The 14,429-nt window shown below is 41.4% G+C and carries 20 protein-coding genes; 6 read left to right on the forward strand and 14 right to left on the reverse strand.

Translation table 11 applies throughout. From position 1 onward, the window contains the following. Positions 1–16: 16 nt before the first annotated feature. The 14 genes from MAS10914_RS0100830 to MAS10914_RS0100895 all read right to left on the reverse strand — a co-directional run bounded on the left by MAS10914_RS0100830 (position 17) and on the right by MAS10914_RS0100895 (position 9,507). Entirely contained in the window at positions 17–667 is a 651-nt protein-coding gene (locus MAS10914_RS0100830) for a M23 family metallopeptidase (protein WP_026082251.1), read from the reverse strand. A 4-nt stretch (positions 668–671) separates the two neighbouring features. Further along, on the reverse strand, positions 672–1,016 hold the full coding sequence (locus tag MAS10914_RS0100835) for a hypothetical protein (protein ID WP_017314019.1): 345 nt from the start codon (positions 1,014–1,016) through the stop codon (positions 672–674). After that, positions 1,016–1,504: a hypothetical protein gene (locus MAS10914_RS0100840; RefSeq protein WP_017314020.1), complete on the reverse strand. Its 489-nt coding sequence runs from the start codon at positions 1,502–1,504 to the stop codon at positions 1,016–1,018. The genes MAS10914_RS0100835 and MAS10914_RS0100840 overlap by 1 nt, the downstream gene beginning before the upstream one ends. A 22-nt stretch (positions 1,505–1,526) precedes the next feature. Next, complete coding sequence (locus tag MAS10914_RS0100845) at positions 1,527–2,096, reverse strand: hypothetical protein (protein WP_017314021.1); 570 nt, start codon at positions 2,094–2,096, stop codon at positions 1,527–1,529. A 4-nt stretch (positions 2,097–2,100) separates the two neighbouring features. Then, a complete protein-coding gene (locus tag MAS10914_RS0100850; RefSeq protein WP_026082252.1) occupies positions 2,101–2,943 on the reverse strand; it encodes a phage terminase large subunit family protein in 843 nt (280 codons plus the stop codon). Positions 2,944–2,953: 10 nt separating this feature from the next. Further along, the gene (locus tag MAS10914_RS0100855) at positions 2,954–3,172 is read right to left on the reverse strand and encodes a hypothetical protein (protein ID WP_011316696.1); all 219 of its coding nucleotides are present in this window, start codon (positions 3,170–3,172) and stop codon (positions 2,954–2,956) included. Positions 3,173–3,233: 61 nt separating this feature from the next. Then, entirely contained in the window at positions 3,234–3,494 is a 261-nt protein-coding gene (locus tag MAS10914_RS0100860) for a hypothetical protein (protein ID WP_017314023.1), read from the reverse strand. 8 nt (positions 3,495–3,502) lie between these two features. Beyond that, complete coding sequence (locus tag MAS10914_RS0100865; protein ID WP_017314024.1) at positions 3,503–4,054, reverse strand: hypothetical protein; 552 nt, start codon at positions 4,052–4,054, stop codon at positions 3,503–3,505. A gap of 22 nt (positions 4,055–4,076) precedes the next feature. Continuing rightward, positions 4,077–4,475 (reverse strand): hypothetical protein, encoded by a 399-nt coding sequence (locus MAS10914_RS0100870; RefSeq protein ID WP_017314025.1) that lies wholly within the window; start codon positions 4,473–4,475, stop codon positions 4,077–4,079. A gap of 391 nt (positions 4,476–4,866) precedes the next feature. Next, complete coding sequence (locus MAS10914_RS0100875) at positions 4,867–5,454, reverse strand: HNH endonuclease family protein (protein WP_017314026.1); 588 nt, start codon at positions 5,452–5,454, stop codon at positions 4,867–4,869. 5 nt (positions 5,455–5,459) lie between these two features. Next, positions 5,460–6,704 (reverse strand): AAA family ATPase, encoded by a 1,245-nt coding sequence (locus MAS10914_RS0100880; protein ID WP_017314027.1) that lies wholly within the window; start codon positions 6,702–6,704, stop codon positions 5,460–5,462. Positions 6,705–6,854: 150 nt separating this feature from the next. Further along, the gene (locus MAS10914_RS0100885; protein WP_017314028.1) at positions 6,855–7,706 is read right to left on the reverse strand and encodes a hypothetical protein; all 852 of its coding nucleotides are present in this window, start codon (positions 7,704–7,706) and stop codon (positions 6,855–6,857) included. A 14-nt stretch (positions 7,707–7,720) separates the two neighbouring features. Next, entirely contained in the window at positions 7,721–8,542 is an 822-nt protein-coding gene (locus tag MAS10914_RS0100890; protein WP_017314029.1) for a hypothetical protein, read from the reverse strand. 20 nt (positions 8,543–8,562) lie between these two features. After that, positions 8,563–9,507 (reverse strand): hypothetical protein, encoded by a 945-nt coding sequence (locus tag MAS10914_RS0100895; protein ID WP_017314030.1) that lies wholly within the window; start codon positions 9,505–9,507, stop codon positions 8,563–8,565. Positions 9,508–9,812: 305 nt separating this feature from the next. On the opposite strand from MAS10914_RS0100895, the gene MAS10914_RS0100900 reads away from it, so the two are divergent. From MAS10914_RS0100900 to MAS10914_RS35210, 6 genes are all read left to right on the forward strand, one after another. Further along, positions 9,813–10,403: a hypothetical protein gene (locus tag MAS10914_RS0100900; RefSeq protein ID WP_017314031.1), complete on the forward strand. Its 591-nt coding sequence runs from the start codon at positions 9,813–9,815 to the stop codon at positions 10,401–10,403. Between the two features lie 279 nt (positions 10,404–10,682). Next, a complete protein-coding gene (gene iscB / locus MAS10914_RS0100905; protein WP_017314032.1) occupies positions 10,683–11,960 on the forward strand; it encodes an RNA-guided endonuclease IscB in 1,278 nt (425 codons plus the stop codon). A gap of 142 nt (positions 11,961–12,102) precedes the next feature. Beyond that, complete coding sequence (locus tag MAS10914_RS0100910; RefSeq protein ID WP_017314033.1) at positions 12,103–13,215, forward strand: hypothetical protein; 1,113 nt, start codon at positions 12,103–12,105, stop codon at positions 13,213–13,215. Between the two features lie 55 nt (positions 13,216–13,270). Beyond that, positions 13,271–13,603 carry a GIY-YIG nuclease family protein gene (locus MAS10914_RS0100915; protein ID WP_232224071.1) on the forward strand — a complete coding sequence of 111 codons (333 nt, stop codon included), beginning with the start codon at positions 13,271–13,273 and terminating at the stop codon, positions 13,601–13,603. Then, on the forward strand, positions 13,572–13,877 hold the full coding sequence (locus MAS10914_RS36505; protein WP_156818055.1) for a DUF3155 domain-containing protein: 306 nt from the start codon (positions 13,572–13,574) through the stop codon (positions 13,875–13,877). The genes MAS10914_RS0100915 and MAS10914_RS36505 overlap by 32 nt, the downstream gene beginning before the upstream one ends. Before the next feature lie 265 nt (positions 13,878–14,142). Beyond that, positions 14,143–14,382, forward strand: a complete 240-nt coding sequence (locus MAS10914_RS35210) for a hypothetical protein (RefSeq protein WP_232224072.1) — start codon at positions 14,143–14,145, stop codon at positions 14,380–14,382. Positions 14,383–14,429 lie beyond the last annotated feature (47 nt).

Here is a 14,429-nt window from a genome sequence, read left to right on the forward strand (position 1 = left end):
TCAAGGGCGATAACCTTCAACGGTTAGCTAAATACTCGTGTAAATAAGGACGGGGGTTCTGCGCTACACTATTAACCTGAACTTCAAAGTGCAAATGCGGCCCCGTCGAAAAGCCCGTACTACCTACTGCCGCAATCATCTGCCCACGCACAACTTGTTGCCCCTGCTGTACATACAGCTGACTGACATGACCGTAGAGAGTAGATAAACTTCTTTGATGCTGAATAACAGCTGCTTTGCCATAACCACCCTTGTCACCTGCAAAAACCACTCGACCAGCATCAACCGCATAAATTGGCGTACCCTTTGCTGCACCAAAATCAATCCCCGTGTGAAACTTGCGTTCGCCCGTAATGGGGTGTGTTCGCCAACCAAACTCTGAGGTAACAGGAGTACCAGGCGCAGTTGGAAAAGCAATTCGACCATTATTTAAAACCTGATTACTACCAATAGTTTTCGGTAATATTAGACCCTGGAGAGATTTAACTAACAGCTGAGATTCAATCCATCCAGAAACCTGGGGAATCACTATAGCTGCAATTAAAACTGAGGTTGCGATCGCATATCTCCAACTTGCACTCGAACTAGTATCGACCGTCTCCTCCAAACTAGTTACAGTCGAATTGCTAACCTCCTTGTCACCGTCAGTTTCAAAGATTATTCGCATTGCCTTAACGCCTTTTTGCATTAGCAGGAGAAACCTGCCAACAACCAATCTTTGCAGTACTCAATACTTCCTCAAAATCATTCCTAACCACACGGCAATCTGGAGAATTTAGGCCATTCCCAGATGTTGCAGGTTCCCTAACTTTAGGGGAGTAACGTGTAGGAACAGGAGTAGAAGACATATTCACGCCAGGTGCAGGATTAGGGACAACTGCCCCAGGCGATGAAAACTGAAACTTATGTGCCAACACCACAGCATTACGCCAGTTATAAAATTGCAAATATCCCGGTTGCAAGATATCTGCAATCCATGCCAGCAGTACGAACCAAAAAATTGCCTTTACCCACATTATTCCAACTGCTTAACCACAGGCAGGGCAAAAGAGGGAACTTCTTTGGGTACAACTTCAATCTTCTTCCCAGACGCATACCCCGGCCCGGTGTAACTGCCATTAAGGAAAAAATTCAACAGCATTATTAACAACCACACTCCCACAGCAGCCACACCCACAGGAGATTTAATTACATCAGATAAAAAATATACTGGATACCAGCCAAATCTCCAAGGGTTTTGCGGATGCAGCCTATGTGCTTTCCAAGTCTCGATATAGGGAATCTCTATCTGAGGAACCCTCGGCTTATAGGCAGTAGGTGCATTAATATACCTAACCTCTACGGGTTGAGTATCATAAGTAGTCATGGGAGAAACGTTAGGTTGCTGATTTACCATTCCTCCCTGCTGTACCTGCTGCAACATATTTTGTAAGCGATTTGCAGGCACGATTGCTCCACCTTCAGAATAATCAACATCAAAATTACGGCGTTGATTCCTACTCATAATATGACCTCAAATTAACTAACTAGCTGGCGGGTTTATCATTTACCTGGGAGTTAGTATCTTCCCAGAAATCTTCATCCTGAAGTTGGGCGTAAAACTCTTCTGGAGATAACATTCCAGGTTGGTTTTGCACTCCATCTTCAACAAACTGACTACTATGTACTCGCTCTAACCCAGAAACAGTAGAACGAGGAGAAAATTGAACTACATTTTTAGCAGAGAACTCGCTATTGAATCTCATCCCAGGAGAAGGTGACACCGGGGGCACTAAAGAAGGCTGAATATCAGTATCAGAAACACCAACATGAAGTTGTTGATTGTCGGTATTAGCCAAGTTATCAGACAGTTCATCTCTTTCTTCAACTGCATTGTTGTAGTCAGAAATTCCCCAGCCTAAAAAACAAGCAAACCCAGCTAGAAATATAACTGCACTCATCCAATGCACTCCTGAATTGGGAGATGGCATCATCTCAACCGTTGTACGAGTTGAACCTTCAAGGGTAGTACGAATAGGGGTACGTTTGACTGCCGCTACAACATTGAGCGAACACAAAGCTATGCAAACTATCGCAGCAGCAAACTTGGCATACATGACATCACCCCCCCGATTTATTGACAGGCTGTTTATTAAGAATCGGCTTAGGTAATTGCTTCTTCATTTGTTGGAGATATATTCGCCTTTGCTCCTCCTTCTGGCGTATTTTCTCGCGGATATCTGCCACCTGTACCATCTGCTCAACTGGGTCTAGATATCCCCGTGCCCGTAACAACTGCGCCTGTGCAAGAGAGTATGGTTCTTGAGCATTCCTAATCTGAATTAGCATTTGATTCAGATCAACTGATGGTTGAGATTCCAAGTTTTGAGCGTAATCAATCGCCTCTAATTTACCCAAGATCAAAACAGCAGCAGCCCCGGTTGGTATCTTCTCCTCAACTTTCGTGCCATCAGTTTTGCGGTATCCCCAGTAAAAACTATTATTTCCAGAAGCCGCTTCGAGTAAAACATCCAGAGAGTTGAACTTAACTATCTCCAGTGCCGGCATATAGTGAAGGCGGTAAAACCCAGATTTTTCATTAGCTTGCATTCTAGATATTTCACTCCGCAATTGCTGTCCCCACAATGCCGCCGCCAACTGTCGCCAGCCCGTAAGAGTAGGCGCACCCTCTACTGAGGAGTAACTGGACAGATGGTCTATATTGTAGTCAGTACGGGAAAGCTTCTCTAAGTACACCTCCCGAATTTGGGAAACTTGCGCCTTTACCTGCTGTACCTCCGATATCTGATTACCCGGAACTTGTTGCTTCCACCCGACCATCAATGCAACCGCCCCAATAACAGACAGCGCACTAACAGTCGAACAAACCGTCCACAGGGTGACATTTACCTTTTTTCTTCTTCGACTCGGTTGTTTATTTCGCACAGGTATAGGAGTAAACATCATGTACCCCTCATGTATTATCAACAACCAACTGCAACTGAGGGCGCTTGTTTAATTCGCGTGCAATCGCAATTCCTGCACCACCCACAACTATCCCAGTTAGGAGTAACAAAGGGTGCAAGGCAAGGGTCGCCCCCACTCCCAACAGTTGTCCTACCATCCCAGAAACACCCAGGTTCATCAACAAACCACCCGCTGTGTTAACCAAAAAGTCAAATGCTGCACTCATAACTGCTCCCTGGCAATGATGCGACTAAAATGAGTAATGTCCTTGATGAGAGAAAGGTTGATTAGGTTTTTTGTTCGTCCCTGGTAAACCAAATTATTACTAGTGCCAAAATTAAACCAATTAATTCGCCTATACCCACACCAATCAAAATTGGTTGAATAGTAAGAATTTCCTGTCTCTCTTGAGTTGGGGGAACTGCTACCCACGTCCCAACCACAGTACCAGCTATTACCGAAAGCAAATTTATACCAACTGCCTGGGTAGATGTCTTACGAGCGTTGAGTAAACTATCATCCCGTATTCGATAGCAGATGGGTAGCATTTGAGTTACTATTTCTTCTGAGATTGCCCGGTTTTCGGCTGCGAGGACTTCAACTGCAAGGGCTGCGGTGTCGATGTACCGACTAACAGTGGATGAGTCTCTTCCCCCCAGTTCACTTTGCCGAAAAAATCGTTATCGATGCGCGAGTTAATTCGCTCTTGCGCTTCATCGTAACCAGATGGAACGGAAGTATTACCTCCTGGAAGTGAACTGCTGCCATGAAAAACAAATTCTTCTAGAGCAAGTGTGGAAGATTCAAGCACCACCTTATGGCGTAATTCCCCTAACTGAATACCCCTATCTGCATCTCGGTAAAGTATTCCTACAAAGCTGTCGGGCAAAGCTTGCTCTGGGTCTACGCCAAATCGCTGTTTGATGTACTCGCGCTTGTCGAACTTATGTTCGCCTACTTCTGATTTGCGATCGCGCATTGCAATCAAATGCTGGGCTGCTTCTTCAAGGGACATACCTTCACGAGAGGCTATCTCTTTGAGTTGAACTAGCTGCTGCTCAACAGTTTCGTCAAGCGTATCATTTGGCTGCAAAGCTAAATCCAACAACCGACAGCAGGTACGTACTACATCAGGCGACACCTGCAAAGTCTCTGCCACTTTGTTGATATGCTTCATTTCGCTCAATTCTCCTAATTACTGCTTGCACAATCGGGTTGTTTTTTTCTGACTCTGATATATGCTTGTTCAAAAAGTCATAAAGGGTTACGTCGTTGACTTTTTGTAAATAAGCATCTAAGCCACCAGCAGGAATCACCTGTTGTAAATATTCTTCACAAGTCAACCGCCGAATTTTGATAGCAACGTAGAAAATGTCAGCAATCTCAACTGTTGCTGCATCAAAATATCCTCCCCGCTTTCGCGGTTTTACTATACCGGCATAGGGATACCACCGTTGTAAAGCGGCGATCGAAATCCTGTATCTTTCGGCAAGCGTTTTTTGGGTGTAGATAACGTTCTCACATATCATCAAACTCAATTCCAACTGAAAGACAACATCAATTGAAAGCGAATTAAACTAAGACCTTACAAAACTTATTGTAAATTAAAAAATAATTTACAATTTCTGTCACTTTAGTACAGGTATAGCTCAACTCAAATACAACTAAATTTAAGTCCATCTCCTGCTAAACTTCACACTTGCCAAGTTACATACTGCCTGTTAAGAATGCAAGCACGTTCATATATATGAGTAAAAAAAATAAAAAAATTACTCTTTTAGTAAGAAAGTACTCTAACAGAAATATATAACGCGATATCCGCCTTAATAGTCTGTGACAAGTTCATCGGACTTTTACCCGTTTATCTTGCAGTATCGTGTTATGAAAATACTTGCCTTCACAATCTGATGACTGCAAAGCTTACCCTTGTTGAGAAATAGCCTGCTGCTGTTTCTTTATCGCACGCACTATCAGAGGAGCTTTTTTTTCTAATCCTTGTAGAGTCAAATCCCCATCCAAATAAAGTTGATACCATTGTTGACGCTGGCGCAAGACTCTTTCATCATCCCGTAACCGCAACCGTTCCAAAGTAAATTCTGCCTTTTGACGTTGTTGCGGAGGAACTTTATCTGTTAATACTAATTGTAGGGAAGGAAGTAAAATTTCAAACCAATGTTCTCCCAAATCAAAAGGATCAAGTACTTGGTCGTCAAGTGTACCTTTACTACTATTAATCCAAGCAGAAGCAAAGCGTAAATTGCTCCATTCGTAAGCTAAATTGCGATAATTTTCACGGCTGCGATAATGATCTACTGTACCAACTGGTTCGTACATAACGCTATAGCCACAAAGATTATTAAATCCATCAGCTAAATAACTTTTGAAAGGCGACCAATAATCTCTGGTTCCTTTTTTGGGATCTGGATTTTTTCTCAACCAAGCATTTCCTGGTTGTCGCACTTTTTTATCAAAATCAGGTGGTTCTAGAGGAGGATTAAATGGCATCATCTGTGTTATGCCCCTGATAACCCAAAATTTATTTTCTCCGTTGTAACTATCCAACGGGGCCAAAATGGGTCATGTCCTGGTAAAACTCTTTGAAGTTCCTGATGAATTTGTGTTGGTATTCTCAGATTTTCTGGAAACGCATTCATATCATCATCACGCATCCAAGCCTCTGCTGCTTCAATTGCAATTTCTGCTTCTTTGGAACGGGCTTGTTTGAGACCAAAAATTTCTGAGGTTAACCATCCAACTGTATCCCCTTGTTTTGACCAAGGTACTTCGTCAAGGCTAACCTCTCTATCTTGTAATTTCAATAAAAATAGTTTATCTTCTTGCTCATTAAAATTTGGCTCTAAGGAAGCAAGAACAAGTGGAGAATGAGTAGTTACTAAAGCCTGTATCTTCATCCTGGGTTGTAATTCTTTCACTACAGCTAAAATAGCTGGTAAAATCACTCTCTGCCAACGAGGATGTAAATGAGATTCAATTTCATCAATTAGTAAAACTATCTGATCTACTGGCTTTTGTTGCCGTAATTCAGAAGCTTTTTTATGTTCGTACCAAGTCCAAACTAGTAAATAAGCTAGTCCCAGAATACGCTTCATTCCGGCTGATGTTTGAGTGACAGGAACATTCCCATAAGGCAGATTAACTGTAGGAATATCGCGCACGTCTTCAATAGAAACTCGCGTTGGTTCTCCCACTTCTATCCATTCTGAAGGGTGAGGTGCAAGTTTTTTAATGACATTATAAAACAGTTTAAATGGATATTTATTCGGTTGATTTTGCCATGTTACCCAATCTTGAATTAGACCATTACAAAGAACTTTATTTTTTGACTTTAATCCATTCCAAAGTGTATTTGGATTAAAATTATAAGCAATATCGCGTTGGCGAGCCGGGTCAAAAACAGAAAAACTACCATCAACTCGCACATAAATAACTACCTCTTTTAATAAAGGAGGTATTTGTAAACTACGCCATTGTTGTTCAGAAAAATCAAAGTAACTCTGATATTCTCTTATATTTTTTTTAGTGCTAACTACGCCTGTAATTTGTGGATTTTCACCTCTCGCTTGATGTGGGTACGCTGGTTGCTCTGCCCAATTTGTAGTCATCACCCACCAAGCGATATCGAGTAAAAAACTTTTACCTAAACCATTATCACCTGTAAATATATTGAGCCTATCGGCAAATGCAACATCAAAATGGGCAGCAGGACCAACTTGCTGGAGGTGAAGTTCTTTTAACATTTGGCTCTCCCAAACATATTTCTATTTATCAAATTACCTCTTATAAATTAGACAACCGTTACCTTAATTATTAACATTATTTCTTCAGCTGCGCTTTTAGATGGATGAATTCACCTAGTTACGCCTATGAGTTTTATCCAACCAGCTATTTCATTGCTTAAAAAATAACAATATTCCGTGTGGATAATTTATATATGCATCTTCATTCATATTATAGTTGTGTAATTTATCTCCTTGTAAATCTTGATTATTAAGTGAGTATACATCGCTTGCTATAAGTTGATATCCTTGATTTTTAAAATATCCAACTAACTTATCAGGGATTACGTGGGATGCACCATATGTTGGTAATAAATTATGTGCAATTTTATCTTCGGATGAAATATTTAATTGAACAATACCTGTACGACAAAATACATCAAACTCAATTGGCTCAACTAAATCACTTGTTGCTATTTCAATTGATTTTACTTCCTCAGCTAACTGATTTGTGCTTGCAAAATTCCGCGACCACGGGTTGCCAATTAAAAATAGCCGCACTGATATTGCCTCCGGTTGCACCTTTACTATATCGAGTAACAACCGCATAACGGCATCTGGTTGTAAATAATCTAACACTCCATGAACCGAAACCAACCGTAAGGTTTTAGGAGCGTAAAGTTTTGTCAGTTCTAGTTCTGCTAAATTGCGATCGCAAAAATATTTTAACTGTAGATTTGGGTATTGGCTGCGTAAAGCTAAAAACTTTTCTGGCGGATTAATAGCAATGTCATAACAGTCGATTGTCGGAAGTTGGTAGCGCGTTAGGTCAACTCCTTCAAAACCAAAAAAAACTTCACGTTCGGCAAAACCTGCACCCAAGATAGCTGCACTATCACCTTTACCTGAAAGAATCGCTTCCCAAGTAAGGGGATAAACATTAGGAGTTAGTTCTAAAAGCCTAGCTCTACTAATCTCTAGGATATTGCCACTGCCCTTGTTTTCTAGGAATCTTACTGCCATAAAACCTCACTATATTATGAAACAACCTTGGGACGGCTAATTGGTGTAATGTCTTTACCTTCGCCCAAACGGTACACTTCCCTGCGCCCGCCTATATCAATCTCAAAAAACCTATAACTCGTAGTAAACTGTGCCCACGGTGCTAAAGGATTAGTCTTGGGCAGGTTGGTCGTTGCCTGATAAGTGATTTCAAAACCTGTACTACCATCTTGCTTAAATTTCTGTATAAAAATCTGGTAGTCTCTAGCGTGCCAAAAATCTGTGGTCCGGCGACGCACCACATCTTGTGAGTCAGAACTCATTGCCCGTGCTGCTGATGCGGACACGATCAATTGAAAATTGTCAGACATTCGTGTTAGAGCAAGTTTCTTGTCTGGATTTGAAAATATTTCATCAACAATTGGTCTGAGTTCAGGGTACAAAAAAGTTTCGGCAATGTAAAAGCCTGGAGACTCGCAGATATTATCCTCAAAGTAGCGATGCCTGCGGTGGGCGTAGCGATCACTTCCGGCAAGTCCATCAGATTCAAAACGAACCGACTTTTGTAAGCTTGCAAAAATTAAGTCTTCGTATAACTTCTGCTGCGATGCTGGCGTTGCTGCAAGAATTTTGAATGCAGATCCGCGCATCCCCTGAATTCCAATCAAAGCACAGGTACAGTTGAGAGACGCTGCCCACGTCGCTAGAAATTTTCGATAGTTAGTATAAAGTATTAATGCTTCCTGGTAGTTAGGAGCTTTAATTTTGAGTAAATGCTTTACTGGGTTCGGCTTAATCTCCCATCCAGGTCTAGATAATAAAGTCCACAATGTTGAGGAATCTTCAATGGCATCCATGCATTTATCCCCGAAGCTTATTAATGACAATTATTTGTCTGTCCGTTCCTATCAAATTTCATACGGGATATGAGTTCCTTCAGATGCGCTGGGTCAACACCAAACCTATGAGCAATGTCATACTCCTCATCTTCAGTTGGCGGTGCATTTAGCGCCAGTAAATGCTCCAAAAACGGTTGTGACCCCCCTAAAGGCAAACCATCATCTGTAAAAGGTAACCTATGTTCGTGCATTGGCTCCTCAAATACCGCAGGGCGGGTATTTTGTAGCCACGCTCCAACCTCACCAGGTTTTGGCGGATCTATCCCCAATCGCTCACATTCTTCTAATAACTCGTTTGATAATTGAGATTCTACTGTGGAGAGGCTGCGCGATCGCTCCACCAAATCTTGTAACCATTCCTGTAGTTTTCCTGTCTCTGGTAACTGCAAACCCAGCGTCTGACAAGCAGCTACAAACTCTTGCCCAATAATAGCTTCCCGATGCAAATTCCTCAAAAATGCAGCATACTCATCTTCTGATAGTACATTAAGCTGCTGCTGAAAAAACCTCTGAATTTCTCGACTTAAACGAAATATACGTGATGCTCCAAAATCATTATCTTTCTTAATCCCCTCAATATCATCCAAACCAAGGGAGAGATTATCTACAAACCAAACTCCCACCTGACCCACTTCAGGTACTGGTAAACCCAAGGATTCGCACGCAAATATCAGTTCTATACCCAAAGAGGTATAACCCGAAAACATCTGCTCCAAATTACCCGGTTGAGGAACTGGTTTACCACTTTTTTGAGCTAGGTCAACTAAATCCAAACCCAAATCAACTAAACGCCTTAGAGTTTTTGCTAAAGTGCCACCCAATATCGGCAGTACATCATCTACCTTTTGCCGCACACCGGGTGCAAGGGTAAAGGATACCCGGTCAGTATCCCCTCCAGAAAAGCGTTCGCGCTGATTTGACACACGTTTTTTGAACTTGGTTTATCTAGGTTTCTCTTCAGTTTATAGAAACAACAGGGTTTTTAGTTACAAACATTAACTTTTATATCAAAACCCATATCGCTACAACAACTAAATGTCTTGCCCTCAATAAACCCTTTACATTTAGTGCATCACTAAATTTAATTAGTGATGCACTAAATATTAAATAATATTAAATTAATACATCACTAACTTTGCGAATCGGTAAACTTTACCTAAAAAGCACAAAACAAGGGCTTGAGATAAATCAAGCTAACTCGGTAAAAATCCTGTAAGAGCTAATAAAGATGCAAAAGAACTACAAAGTGGTAGAAATACTACCAAAGCAAGGATTAGAACCCAGACAATTTCTACGCTACTGCTTCGGTATAGCCGAACTCAGCCCCCCAGAACTTCTCGAAGAAGAAACAGATTCGCAATACCGCAAAAAATGTATCACTGTACTATGTGCAGTCTTAGGTGTGCAAAGACCAACAGTCCGTAAGTGGGGAAGCGATCTCAACTTTGACGGAATACCCAACTACTGCAAAATTTCACTTGCTTACATTCACGCGGCCGAAATCATACCAAACCAGCTAAAAAGCATCTTGATAGGAGAATACAACGCACCGGAAGTAGATGCTCAAACCTTTCTTGAAAGAATACTCCTTGAAGGGTTAACTGAACAGCAAATACTGCAAACTGTTTCTCACGCCAATTTTCGCGCAACTTGTGTCAAAACCCTCACGCAAGTATTACATATTGGCACAAAGTCAGTCCAAGATTGGGGTCAGGATATGTCGTTTCACAAAATGCCCAAAATTCACAAGCACACCTTGGGCTATGCCTTGGCTGCTATCTCCAAATCATCAAAAGCTTGGGACAAACAAGCAGCCTAAATTGTTTGCACTGACTGAAATAGGTAAGTCAACGACCTAACCGTTGAGTGCAAACCCCTATAAGGCAAGGGCTTGCAGTTAACTCTAGTTGACCAGTTCAAGTCCATTAAAGGACTACGTTTACGACAAGCGTTTAAGAACTCACCTTGGGGTGCGTGCCAGCCCCAGGCTCTGAAACCAGATTGTTAAAAGTCCGAGGAGGTTTAGGACTGTGCAATTTGGATAGTTACCGATCGTAAACATGAACGAGGCAAACTTTACCCGTAAGGAGATGCAGAAATGCAAACCAATTATGTTTTTCTTGTTGACACCAATAAACAACCATTAAACCCAATTCATCCCGCGAGAGCGCGAGAGTTGCTTAACAAAAATAAAGCAGCAATTTACCGACAATTTCCTTTCACTCTTGTGCTGCACAAGGCAATTGATAACCCACTTGTTCGACTACTTACTCTTAAGCTTGACCCTGGTAGCAAAACCACAGGGATAGCATTATTAGATGGGGAGAATGTTATTTGGGCAGCAGAACTACAACATAGGGGCTGGTCCATCAAGGACGCACTTAACAGCCGCCGCTCGTTACGTAGCTCACGTCGTAGCCGCAAAACTCGTTACCGTATGGCTCGTTTTGATAACCGTAAGCGACCAGAAGGGTGGCTACCTCCTTCGTTGATGCATCGTGTTCTCACAGTTGAAACTTGGGTAAAACGGCTTTGTCGCTACGCACCCATCGCTCAAACTGTTATGGAATTAGTCAAATTCGACACGCAAAAAATGCAAAACCCAGAGATTGATGGCATCGAATATCAGCAAGGACAACTCGCTGGTTACGAAGTCCGACAATATCTTCTAGAAAAGTGGGGGCGTAAATGTGTTTACTGTGACAAAGAAGGCGTGCCACTTCAAATTGAACATATTCATCCAAAATCCAAAGGTGGTAGCAATCGTGTCAGCAATTTAGCTCTTAGCTGTAAACGATGCAATCTTAAAAAAGGGACACAACTTGTTGATGAGTTTTTGAAAAAAGATGCAAAAAGATTAGAGAAAATTAAACAACAAGCCAAAAAACCATTAAAAGATGCTGCCGCTGTTAATGCGACTCGTTGGACACTTTTTCATACCCTAAAAGGTATTTTGCCAACAACAACAGGAACAGGTGCTCAAACAAAGTACAATCGAACTCTTTTTCAACTAGAAAAGCAACACTGGATTGACGCGGCTTGTATTGGCGACATTAAAGCAATTAAGTTGCTAACATTGCAGCCACTACTAATTAAAGCGAATGGTTGGGGAACCAGACAAATGGCTGGTACAAACAAGTATGGCTTTCCTATCCGTCATCGTACTCGTCAATCGCTTCATTTTGGCTTCCAGACTGGCGATATAGTTAAAGCTGTTGTGCTTTCAGGGAAGAAAGTGGGTCAGTACGTTGGTCGCGTATTATGTCGCGCCAAAGGCAGTTTTGACATCGTTACCAAGACCGGAAGAGTTGGAGACATCAATCATAGGTTTTGCAAACCCATTCACAAGAAGGACGGATATTCGTATGCTTTTTAAGAGAAATCTTAGGCAGTTAAAATTGCCGACGAGCTTCACCCCCATTTCTCAAGGCAGAGGCACCCGGCCTTTAATTTCTGGTGGTCTTTTAAGACCAACGAGCTTTTAAGACCAACGAAATTAATGCAAAGTGAATCTTATCATGCCAGGAACTATCGCATCAATCCCTTACTCCCAAAAACATCAATTAGATCCAAATCCAACCATACATATCGAAACCAGCAGTCTGGAATATTTGCACGCCACTTTCCTGCTCTACGAATATAAAACCACCTACAGCAAGAAAGAATACCGAACCTTGCTCGATACATACGGTTGGGACAAAGGAAGCTCTGAGGAAAAACGAGCGCTCAAAATAGCCGAAAACTTCCAAGAATTTTTAACTTGTCCTCAACACCTAGCCGCAATTCCAGTAACAATACTTCTCAGGTTGTGTTCTTCTCAATACAAGCCAATTATCAGTCAGCTACAGGATTATCCAATTGAGGAATTGACCTGCAAACTGGTACTGGAGTTAATCGAAGAAAGGAAAGCCCTCCTTAAAACCCAAAAACAGGAACAACAAAAGCAGATATCAATCTGGCGCAGAACTCCAAAAGGCGATCGCTACTGTCAATTCCCTCCTCAGTGGGAAGAAGACCACCAAACAGGGATACTCACACAGGAATTAATTGATGGATATGGGCTACTTCCCCAAGAAATTCTCCGCGCTGCGATCGCAGATTATCACGCCAAAATCAAATCTCAAGAAAAAGAGCAGCCGCAAGAAGAGACTGCTGAATCTGAAGTGGTTGTGGTTGAGTCAGGAATACCACAAGAGGAAACATCCTCAACAGAGAGCGAAAAAGCTATAGAAGTTAACTCCAGGCTAAAACAAAACCAACAAACCAGCACCAGTAACACTACAGAAGAGCAGCCAGTTGGAGAAGAAGTGTTAATGCTGGCAGAAAAACTCAAATCAGCTACCAGTTACTATCAAATTAGAAGTGCTATATATAGGCATCTGGCTGTTAAAGATGAAGCTTGGAAACAGCTTTCCCCAGAAGAACAGTTAAGAATTAAAGGATTGTTGCCCCAGGAAGTATTAGCTCTAGAAACAGCCAGAAAAACAGGTTTAATTATTGACTACTATGAGTTAGAAACTGGCTGGTTTCAAGTATTTATTGCAGGTGAAGATAAGCCTGTAAGCATTAGTAAATCAAATGTAATTAGTTGGATACAGGAACAAGAAAGACTCAACTGCGTAACTACGTAAACCACCACAAACAGCTAACGCCTCAGTTTTCAAAATAATCCTAAAAAAAGCATAAATGGAATTGTCAGGAAAGATACCCTCAATTCCTTGCTGCTACATGATTGAGCTATCTCGTCCGCTTGGAAATGAGAAACATCAAGCTCGTTACTACTTAGGTTCATGCGCGAACCTCAAGAAAAGATTTCAGCAGCATCTACAAGGATCTGGCGCAGCATTTACTCGTGCTGCCATAAAACGCGGCATCGAATTCAAAATTGTTTACGTATGGAAAACGTCAAGTAAACAAGAAGCCCGTCAGCTTGAAATTCAACTTAAACGATATAAAAACCATGCACAATTATTAAGGAGAGTGCAAAATGCCAAAACGAATTCGACAAAAACTAGGTAGATACCATTTGAGACGTAAGTTACGTGGGAAAGTTTTGCTATCAAAGGTTACAAGCTTTAGCTGCTATCAACAAAACCATCAAGAAAAAACCTGTACAACTGCAAGGAAATTCATTCGCAATAACAATATTCAACCACCGTGCGTGATCACGGTACTCAAGATATCGGGTAGCGAAGAGAAATTTTTCTTATCAAACAATGAATTGTTTAGCTATAAATATGCTATTGACAATCACAAATTATTCTCACCGGAAATAGCCTCAGTCGCTACTTAAATCAAAAAATAAATTTTTTAATAGCCTGTTAACTCCAGCAGGCTAAAAATGAACTAGTGAGTGACCTCAGCTAGTTAGCAATTATAGAGATGGTTGCCAATAATAAATATTATTTTGGCTTACTAGGACGAGTATTACAACCCGGACAAAGAGAACGTAGTACTTATTATTGCTAAATCTAGGCACAGCAACAGTGTTTGTTGACAAGTCACATGGAATTATCCAGAATTTGGGGTTAATTATTCGACCCCCAGGGTCCGATCCTGTGGAAAAATTAAGCCAATCAAGTCAGATAGAAGTTCAAGAACTGTTACGTGAAATGTTTTGTACACTAGAATTTTGTATAAATGCACAAATCCAACATACAGTGAAGCGTTATTGCTCGAATACGCGGGAAGCGATCGCCTTTTTTAAAGAAGTACTCCGAACCAGTAAGAAAATTCAATCTCCGGAGGCTGTATTCGTCGTGACTTGTAAAGAAGATAGAAAGCCGTGGCACAAATGAATTCTTATGTAAGCGCTTGGTTTAGCTCAATCTATTAGCCATGATGA

Origin of the sequence: Mastigocladopsis repens PCC 10914, assembly GCF_000315565.1 — a bacterium.
Lineage (GTDB): Bacteria > Cyanobacteriota > Cyanobacteriia > Cyanobacteriales > Nostocaceae > Mastigocladopsis > Mastigocladopsis repens.